Source organism: bacterium (assembly GCA_035530055.1).
Taxonomy (GTDB): Bacteria; UBA6262; WVXT01; order WVXT01; family WVXT01; genus WVXT01.
The window spans coordinates 1-8,538 of sequence record DATKVN010000042.1 but is presented as its reverse complement, the minus strand read 5'-3'; the positions used below and the strand labels follow the sequence as shown (position 1 = coordinate 8,538).

The 8,538-nt window shown below is 41.1% G+C and carries 8 protein-coding genes; all 8 read right to left on the bottom strand.

Going from position 1 to position 8,538, the window contains the following annotated elements:
* Positions 1-1,192, bottom strand: a 1,192-nt coding sequence (locus VMW39_03740) for a YifB family Mg chelatase-like AAA ATPase (GenBank protein HUW23123.1), incomplete at its 3' end; no start/stop codon positions are given.
* A gap of 655 nt (positions 1,193-1,847) precedes the next feature.
* Positions 1,848-2,108: a hypothetical protein gene (locus tag VMW39_03735; protein HUW23122.1), complete on the bottom strand. Its 261-nt coding sequence runs from the start codon at positions 2,106-2,108 to the stop codon at positions 1,848-1,850.
* Between the two features lie 110 nt (positions 2,109-2,218).
* Complete coding sequence (locus tag VMW39_03730; GenBank protein ID HUW23121.1) at positions 2,219-3,184, bottom strand: aldo/keto reductase; 966 nt, start codon at positions 3,182-3,184, stop codon at positions 2,219-2,221.
* 35 nt (positions 3,185-3,219) lie between these two features.
* The gene (locus VMW39_03725) at positions 3,220-4,782 is read right to left on the bottom strand and encodes a glycosyltransferase family 39 protein (protein ID HUW23120.1); all 1,563 of its coding nucleotides are present in this window, start codon (positions 4,780-4,782) and stop codon (positions 3,220-3,222) included.
* A gap of 171 nt (positions 4,783-4,953) precedes the next feature.
* Entirely contained in the window at positions 4,954-5,586 is a 633-nt protein-coding gene (coaE, locus tag VMW39_03720) for a dephospho-CoA kinase (GenBank protein HUW23119.1), read from the bottom strand.
* 30 nt (positions 5,587-5,616) lie between these two features.
* Positions 5,617-7,116 carry an AmmeMemoRadiSam system protein B gene (gene amrB / locus VMW39_03715; protein ID HUW23118.1) on the bottom strand — a complete coding sequence of 500 codons (1,500 nt, stop codon included), beginning with the start codon at positions 7,114-7,116 and terminating at the stop codon, positions 5,617-5,619.
* A 23-nt stretch (positions 7,117-7,139) separates the two neighbouring features.
* A complete protein-coding gene (locus tag VMW39_03710) occupies positions 7,140-8,252 on the bottom strand; it encodes a radical SAM protein (GenBank protein ID HUW23117.1) in 1,113 nt (370 codons plus the stop codon).
* Positions 8,253-8,262: 10 nt separating this feature from the next.
* A partial coding sequence (locus tag VMW39_03705) for a DUF72 domain-containing protein (protein HUW23116.1) occupies positions 8,263-8,538 on the bottom strand: 276 nt, incomplete at its 5' end.

Below are 8,538 nucleotides of genomic sequence, written 5' to 3'. Positions count from 1 at the left end.
GGTATTTAACTGGTGGCACTTCAATATGCATATCGATTCGGTCAAGGAGCGGTCCTGAGATTTTAGCTCGATATTTCTGGATTTGAAAAGGAGTGCAGGTGCATTCTCTCTGTGAATCGCCGTAGAACCCGCAAGGGCAGGGGTTCATAGCTGCAGCCAGCATAAACTTGGCAGGATAAGTTAAAGCTGTGCTTACGCGGACAATAGTCACCACACCATCCTCAATGGGCTGACGCAAAACTTCCAAAACATTGCGGTGAAATTCAGGAAGCTCATCCAGAAAGAGGACCCCGTTATGGGCTAAGCTAACCTCGCCAGGCCTGGGAAAAGAACCGCCTCCTATCAATGCCACATCAGAGATGGTATGGTGTGGAGAACGAAAAGGCCTGGTACCTACAATTGCCGACCTTGAAGGGATTAGACCAATGACACTGTGAATTTTTGTGGTCTCCAATGCCTCATCTAAGGTTATTGTAGGCAAAATGGATGGCAACCTCTTAGCCAGCATGGTCTTTCCAGACCCAGGCGGGCCAATGAGAAGTATGTTATGTCCCCCACTGGCAGCAACTTCCAGGGCTCGCTTGGCATATTCCTGACCTTTAACGTCAGCAAAATCTGTCTCATAATTACGCCTATCTTCAAATTCCTCTTCCAAATCTATAGAGAAGGAAGAAAGCTCATCTCTTCCATTCAAAAAATCTACTGTCTCTTTCAAATTTCTAACCGGGAAAACATTTAAACCTTTCACCACTGAGGCTTCTTTTCTATTCCCTTCAGGAATAATTAGACCATCTACATCAGCCTCTCTTGCCGCCAGGGCAATAGGCAAGGTACCTTTGACTTTACGCACACTACCATCCAACGATAGTTCTCCCAGAACTATATACTTCTGTAGCCTATCCTGGGATAATTGACCAGTAGCAGCTAAAATCCCTAAGGCAATGGACAAATCAAAAGCAGCACCTTCCTTCTTTACTGCCGCTGGAGCTAAATTGACCGTAATCCTTTTCATAGAAAATTCGTATCCAGAATTCTTAATCGCCGCCAGGACTCTGTTCTTACTCTCCTTGATCGCCGTATCGGGAAGACCGACCGTAGAGAAATGGGGAAGTCCGGAAGAGATATCTACTTCCACCTTTACAGGATAAGCCTCAATTCCTAAAACTGCACCGCTCAATCCAATGGAAAGCATTAAAATCCTTTCTCTTTAATGAGTAAGTGGAGTAGCAGAGTTTGCTCTGTGTTATTATCGCGAAACAAGTTTCGCTACTCCAAATAATTTTCAATTGTTGTTTGTAAAGTTTATCATAAATACCAATCTTTTGCAAGAGTTTTTTGTTTGCGGGCGCAAATACGAAGTCTTATGATAACGGGGGATTACGGTGGGGATACCGAAGAGTATGACTAAATTTTTTCTGCTTATTCCGGATTTTCTTCCAGTAATACGGATATTTGTTTAATTCTACTGGAGATGAGGGCTTTCTTATGTTAGAGCAAAGTTCATAATCAATAACCAGCATCTTTATTACCTTTTCAGTTCCCTTGCGGCTTTTTTGAGGCACTTGAGAAGCGCTCTTTCGATCTCCTTTTCGCTTCTGCACTCGCCAATGTCCGGCTCTATGCATGTCAGAGTTTTGATCAACACCTTCACAATCTTAGAACGCGACATCTTCTTATGGCCTTCCTTTTCTATCCTTTTTGCCAAATTCCTCAAAAAGTCGATTTGTGTTTTCTGTAATAAAACGGAACTTTGTTTGACTTTGCGCGAAATCATAGTTTAATTTCCCTTTGGTAATATTGAAATCAATGTTTCAATTGCACAAAAAAATAACAAGCGCTGCAAGCTATTAGTATTTTTTGATAGCCCTTAATATCTTTTCTTCCAGGTCTTCCTCTGTTTTGACGCCTTCGACATTAATGTTCAATTTCATACAAACATTGATCAATGACCTTATTATATAAGAACGAGGTAACTTATAGCCTTTTTTCTTTTTCATCGTCTTCGATAGCTCGTAGAACCAGTCAAGAGCCTCACCTGGAATGGTTATAGTAACTTTATGTAAACCCTTTCTAACTTCTGACCTGAACCGTTTGTAATCCTTGACCATACTATGGCCTCTTTCTTCCTCGGTTGTTTGATTGAAATAATGCCATAAGAGAATAAATTTGTCAAGTACATTATTAAAATGCCCGACATTTTTTAACTCCTGCCAGCATTCTACGACGCCTTTTGATGCCTGTCAAGTAACGCCTCAATGACTGCAATGTGTTCTTTAGAAAGCACCCAATCTCCAGCAATAACGGTTTCCTCAATCTGAGATGGACGCCTTGCACCCACAATGGCTGCAGTTACCTCAGGATGCCGCAAGACCCAGGCTATTGCTAACTGGGCTACAGTTCTACCACTCTTTTCGGCAATAAGCCGCAGGTCTTCAACCAATTTAAGATTAGCACTCAACTCGGGTTCCTGAAAGCGAGGGTCTCTACGTCGGTGGTCATCCTCGGGCAACTTATGCGCGCGTTCCCTAGTAAATTTCCCGGTTAAAAGGCCTTTCTGCATGGGGCTGTAGACGATTACTCCGATATTGTTTGCTGAACAGTATTGGAGGATTTTTCCCTCAATACCACGCTCCAGCATACTATAAGGCGGTTGAAAAGAGTCTACAAGATGAATTGGTTGGACACGTTTCAATTGTTTTATATTAAAATTAGACACCCCGGCATAACGAATTTTACCTTCTTTTATCAAATCTCCTAAGGTGGTCCAGGCTTCCTCAATGTCTTCCTCGGGCTGTGGCCAGTGAATCTGATAAAGGTCAATAACCTCAATATTGAGTCTTTTCAGGCTCGCTTCAACTTCGGAACGGATACTTTCCTTTTTGAGGCGTCCGAATAAGTCTCCTTTCCTATCTCCAAACCGCCCGCATTTGGTAGCAATGATAGGCTTATCGCGTAATCCTCTGATGGCTTTTCCCACAATTTCTTCGGAGTGGCCAAGTCCGTAAACTGCTGCTGTGTCTATCCAGTTGATTCCCAATTCAAGTGCGCGCCGGATGGCGGAAATTGACTCTTTGTCATCCTGGGGACCCCAGCTGAATTTCCAGCCACTGCCTCCGATTGCCCACGTACCCAGTCCAATAGTCGACAGGTTCAGGTCTGTCCGACCTAATTTTCTTGTTTTCATAACTTTCCTCCTTTCCTCCTAATGAAAAATCTGGGTTAAAGAAGCCATCTATAGATTATTATTCTTTTCCCCTCATATTTTCCCCGATAGACCATTTCCAGTTCTTTGGGAAGAGAATAAGTATTAAGCAAAAACTTTAACTCTGGTCTTCGTGCAGGAATGTATCGTTCGTCTATCACCAGATAATCAGCTTTGCGCTCTTTTGCATAGATAGTCACCTCTTTATAGGAACCCTCGGGAATAGAAGCAATGAGGTTTCCTGAATAAAATGCGGCATACGGTTTTCTGGACATAATCACAGAAAATTTCTCTGCATTATTTTTTAGCCAGATTCCTGCTTCCTTATGCTCCAAATCATATTTTTTAGTCATTGACTTATAGGAAAAATAAAAAATCGATGGCAAAACCAGAAAAAGAAAAACATAATTTCCCCATTTTCTTCCTATAATCCTTTCCAATTCAAGGAATCCAACAACTGTCCAGGCAATTAGGAGAGGAAGTAAAAATATGAAAAATCGGTTATGAACAGTAAACAAAGAATATTGTAAAATTGCTAAAATCACGAAAGAGCAGAGAAAAATTTCTTCCTTTTTGCGGGGTATTCCCCTTCTTTTTAAGAATATACCGAAAAGCAAAACCAGGGCAAAATTATAGGTCAAACTGCTCGGTATTCTGTCAAAGAGGATGCGTAAAATATTTTTCATTGCTCTTTTCCCGATAGTCCAGGGATGATGGAGAGCGAAAGATAACGGTTTATAATTAAATTTATCCGATTTTATTGCTATTTCTTTACTTTCCTGATGGCTGGTCTGAAGATGGGCAGGAGCTAATCCATATTTTTGGTATTCCGACCGAAAAGAGGTGTAAAAATTATAGCTGCTTTTTTCACTAATTGCCCAATATCCCAATTCTTTTTTGACAAAAAAGAGATAGGGCAGCGCAAATATAAAAAAGCCTAAACTAAAAGCAAGAAATATTAAACTTCTTTTATTTTTAGTTTGGTTATTCTTCAAAAACAATTGAGGAAAAAATAGTACCCAGAATACCATCAAAATATAAATTAAAAATCCTTCTGGTCTGGTAAGATAGGAAAGACCAAAGATAAGACCAGCCAGTAAGAAAAGCCATATTTTCTTTTTTTTGAAAGCGATCAATCCTGTAAAAATTCCTGTGACTACTAAAAAGGCATAAGTGATTTCAGTTAATACCTGCTGAGAAGAAATCACCAGTCGGGGATGAAAAATCATCAGGATAACCGAAAGTTTGGCAACTTTTTCCTGAAAAATTTCACGGATTAAAAAAAATGCTGGAATTATTAAAATAGAGCCTATTATTGCTGAAACTATCCTTCCTGAAAATTCTAAATCTTTAAATATAAAAGAAGAAAGCCCAATTAAAACGGGATAAAAGGGAGGCCAATAAGCATCTATTCCTTCCCAGGGATGGAGAGAAACCAATTTCCTTCCCAGTGTTGCATAAAATACTCCATCGGTTTCAATCATGGGAATATGTAATAAGAAAATAAAGCGAATTAGAAAACCGGAAAAAACACTTAAGGCAAGAAATGTTAACCAGTATTTTTTACTTTTTATTTCCATTTTATAAATTCCTTAGTCTGTTTTCTCATGTCGCCCCTACAAAAACTTACGGGTAGTGTAGCCCTTTATGGGCGTAATTTTTGTTTATTTGTAGTATAAGCCCTTTATGGGCGTTTACCGTCGATAATAAACAGCTTATTACGGGCATAAAGCCCTACACTACCAAAACCATTATGGGGACGCGCTCCCTACACTACCTACACTGAACAGTTTTTTACAGATCAATTCCACCTGCTTTCGTAAACTGGTAGAATCCAGGTCACCATTAATTACATAGTCTGCATATTTCTTCTTTTTATAGAGAGGAATTTGCGCACTTATTCTGGCTTTAGCCTCCTTAAGAGTAAGATTATCGTCCCTCTGTAACCTCTCAATTTGTATTTTCTGAGGCACATAAACCAGAATTATCTTATCCACTAAATACTCGAGTCTAGCCTCAAAAAGAAGAGGTATATCTACCAGGACAATTTTCCTCCTCGATTGTGCTGTGAGTTTTTGAACTCCTTTTATTCTCTTTTTCATTTCAGCAATAATCTTAGGGTGCATAATTACATTTAGAGATTTTCTCTTTTGTCTATCTCTAAATATTGCCTCAGCCAGTTTTTTCCGGTTCAATGTCCCATTCTTATTTAATACTTCCTGGCCGAATTTCCTGACTATCTCTCTCAAAACTTTTGTGCCCGGTCTGGTTAACTGGTGAGCAATTTCGTCAGCATCGACAGTTTTACAACCAAAATTATTAAATATCTTGAGGACTGTGCTTTTCCCTGAAGATATTCCTCCTGTCAAACCTACAATCAACATATTCAACTCTCTCCTTTTTTGATGCTATATCTACTTTTCTTCTTCAAAGACCTGGGCGGAAAAAGTATATATTTCTGTATCCTTATCTTTCCAGGCATTCTCTGGCAAATGTGCCTTGTCATAACAGAGCCGACTCAAAAACTCCTCTTTTGACCAACCAGTCTCAGTGGCCACCTGGGGCAGAAAGACTCCCTGCTGGTAGCCTTTCTTTACAATCACACCGTGTTTCCCCATTTTTATCTCATCTACGCTGTTAATTCTTTCTGGCACCGTCAATACAGAAATCTCAATTTCAATCTCGTCAAACTCTTCAGACCTCACTGGTGGAAAGCGAGGGTCACCAGTGGATGACTGAATCGCCATTTTGGAAACAGCCTTGTACAGTTCCTCCATAGGCATAATATACCCGATGCAGCCGCGAAGCATTCCCTTTTTATGTAAAGTTACGAAGACACCCCTTTTCTCTTTCAACAGAGGGTCCTCTACATTAAACTCTGGTATCTTCCCCGTCTGTATATACTCCTCAATTGTCTTCCGTGCGATACCCAGGAGAACTTTCTGTTGTTTTTCATTTAACATTTTCTTACCTCCTTTCTCTTCTTCCAATTCAGGAGTCATCTTTCCTTCTTTCAGGCGCATTACGGCAAAAGCGCCGTACCCCACCACTCTACTCTTATCTCCAGTCACATCTCCAGAATTTGCATATTTCAATAGCTTTATTCTATCTGCCCCGCATGCTTTTGCTGCCAGAACTGCAGTAAACACAGCTGCCCCACCGCAAAGCTCTGTTTTTCCACTAATGAGGTGTCTCCTTAAACTATCCAGATTAAAATTCTCTAAATCCCGGATTGCTACTCCATCTATCAGACACGCCCTCCCGTAGGGGTGGTAATGGGACATATCCGTAGAGGCAACTATGAGTATTTTCTTCTTGCCTTTTGAACGCACAATAGCATCGGCCAAAAGCTGACAGAACTCTCCAGAACTATCATTGACAACTATGGGAACTATCTCGAAATCTTTTAAAGTTGCCTGGAGAAACGGAAGTTGTACTTCCAGGGAATGTTCATCCTTATGGGCTTTCTCATCAAAATGGAACAATTGATGTTTATTAATAATTTCCTTAGCAAATTCAGAATCTACTTTAACTTTTCCCAGCGGGGTTTTCCACCACCCTTCACCATAAACCGAAGCTCCCTTAACAGGCACACGGTGGCTCGGTCCCAGAAGAATTACAGTGTCAAAATCCTCCCCTTCAAACTGACGGTAACCATAAGCTGCCACCTGACCAGAATATACATAGCCTGCATGGGGTAAAATCAGTGCTATTAAATCTCCGGTAAGTTTCTCCTGATCGACTTTCTTAAGGAAAGCCTCAACGGTCTCCCTTAAAGCCTTAGGTGAGTTATCATAGAATGGGCCACTCCAGCGAGCTTGACGAACTTTAGACTCATAAGCCTCTGCTACCCCTTGAGAGGAAATACAGAAAAAGAGAAAGACAAAAAAGAGAAAAGTTCTTCTAAAACACATTTTAGACTCCTTTGCCATTCACCCTAATAAGCATCGCTCAAAAGGTGAATGTTACCTATTTTAACCCTTTTTAGACCAGCCCTCCCCGCCTCTTCCAGGCATTCCTCAGCCTGGACTCTGGAAGTTGTAGGTATATCCGACATATAGAAATGGGGATGGAAAGCCAGAAGAGAGTAGGGAATCTCAGGATCTAAAGAGGCTATAAATTTAGCAATCTTTGAGACCTCAAATCTGTCAATATAACCGGGCACGAGAAGCGTTGAAGCCACAAGAAAAGGCGGCTCCCTCCTCTTCTTAGTATAATCAGCCAGATGAGAGAAGTTCTCCAGTGTCCTTCTGTTAGAAACCCCGCATAAGGCAATGTTTACCTGTTCACTGAAAGCTTTCAGGTCAAATTTTATACAGCCACCAGAATCAAGAGACAGTTCTGCCATATCTTTTAAGAATTTAGGATTCATACAGCCATTCGTTTCCCAGCAGATGCGCACTCTCTTCTTCTCCAGAGCGAGCCGGGAAGTTTCTAAAGCATGGTATATATGAGGAGTAGGATCGCCGCCAAAATAACAGATGCAATTTGTCCTTCCATCTACACAATTAGACAACTCCTCTGAAGTTACGAAATTTCCCTCCTCCAGGCTCTCAGGATTCTCCAGAACGGATGGAGTTGCTTGTTCCATTATTCGTTCAACCTCCTCCCGGTAGTGCCAGTTCTGGCAGAACAGGCAATCGAAAGAGCAGCCATGGTAGAAGACCGCTAAATTCTTGTATCCATAGCTATCCTTCTCTCCACAAACCCATTCAGCCACACAATTAGTTGGCAATGGGTCGTGGTACCAGGAGAGGCTTCCCCTTTCTCTATTTACCAGGTGGAGCAACTTTCCCAGATGGTTGGTTCTCAAGCCACAGTAGCCAAAACCTCCTTGGGGAATCTGGCATTCGTTGACACAGATATTACATTTCACTCCTCCCTTATCCCTGGGAACTCCCTCTGGAAGGCAAAATTTACTTCTTGAGACTTTATGGGCTTTCTCTATTAAAGGCAGAACTTTCTTGAAGTCTTGCCTTATACATTCCACACAGACACCCAGAATTTTCGCAATTAAGGGAGACTCCTGTTTACAATTGAGACACTCCATAGTCTTCCCGCTATTTTCCCACCATCTTCTTGAATCTCGAGGCATCTTCAAACATATAAATATTGTTGAACATACAGTATATTTCCTTTTTTTCTTTACATTTTACTTTAAGTTTTCTAAGGTCTCTATCAGTATAACGATATCTGTACCCACTCATTCCATGGAGACGAAAATAGACAAACTCTCCAGCAACAGCCTCAGCCTTAAAGGGGTCAACGCAGTGAACCAGTCCCAGTTCGGAACAGAGACTCCTTATCTCCTTCCCCTCCCATTTTCCCCTTGGCTC

Excerpts from the sequence above, each read along its gene's own strand:
- VMW39_03725 (HUW23120.1), bottom strand. The coding sequence starts at position 4,782 with ATGGAAATAAAAAGTAAAAAATACTGGTTAACATTTCTTGCCTTAAGT.
- VMW39_03730 (HUW23121.1), bottom strand. The coding sequence starts at position 3,184 with ATGAAAACAAGAAAATTAGGTCGGACAGACCTGAACCTGTCGACTATT.
- VMW39_03710 (HUW23117.1), bottom strand. The coding sequence starts at position 8,252 with ATGGAGTGTCTCAATTGTAAACAGGAGTCTCCCTTAATTGCGAAAATT.
- coaE (HUW23119.1), bottom strand. The coding sequence starts at position 5,586 with ATGTTGATTGTAGGTTTGACAGGAGGAATATCTTCAGGGAAAAGCACA.
- VMW39_03735 (HUW23122.1), bottom strand. The coding sequence starts at position 2,108 with ATGGTCAAGGATTACAAACGGTTCAGGTCAGAAGTTAGAAAGGGTTTA.
- amrB (HUW23118.1), bottom strand. The coding sequence starts at position 7,116 with ATGTGTTTTAGAAGAACTTTTCTCTTTTTTGTCTTTCTCTTTTTCTGT.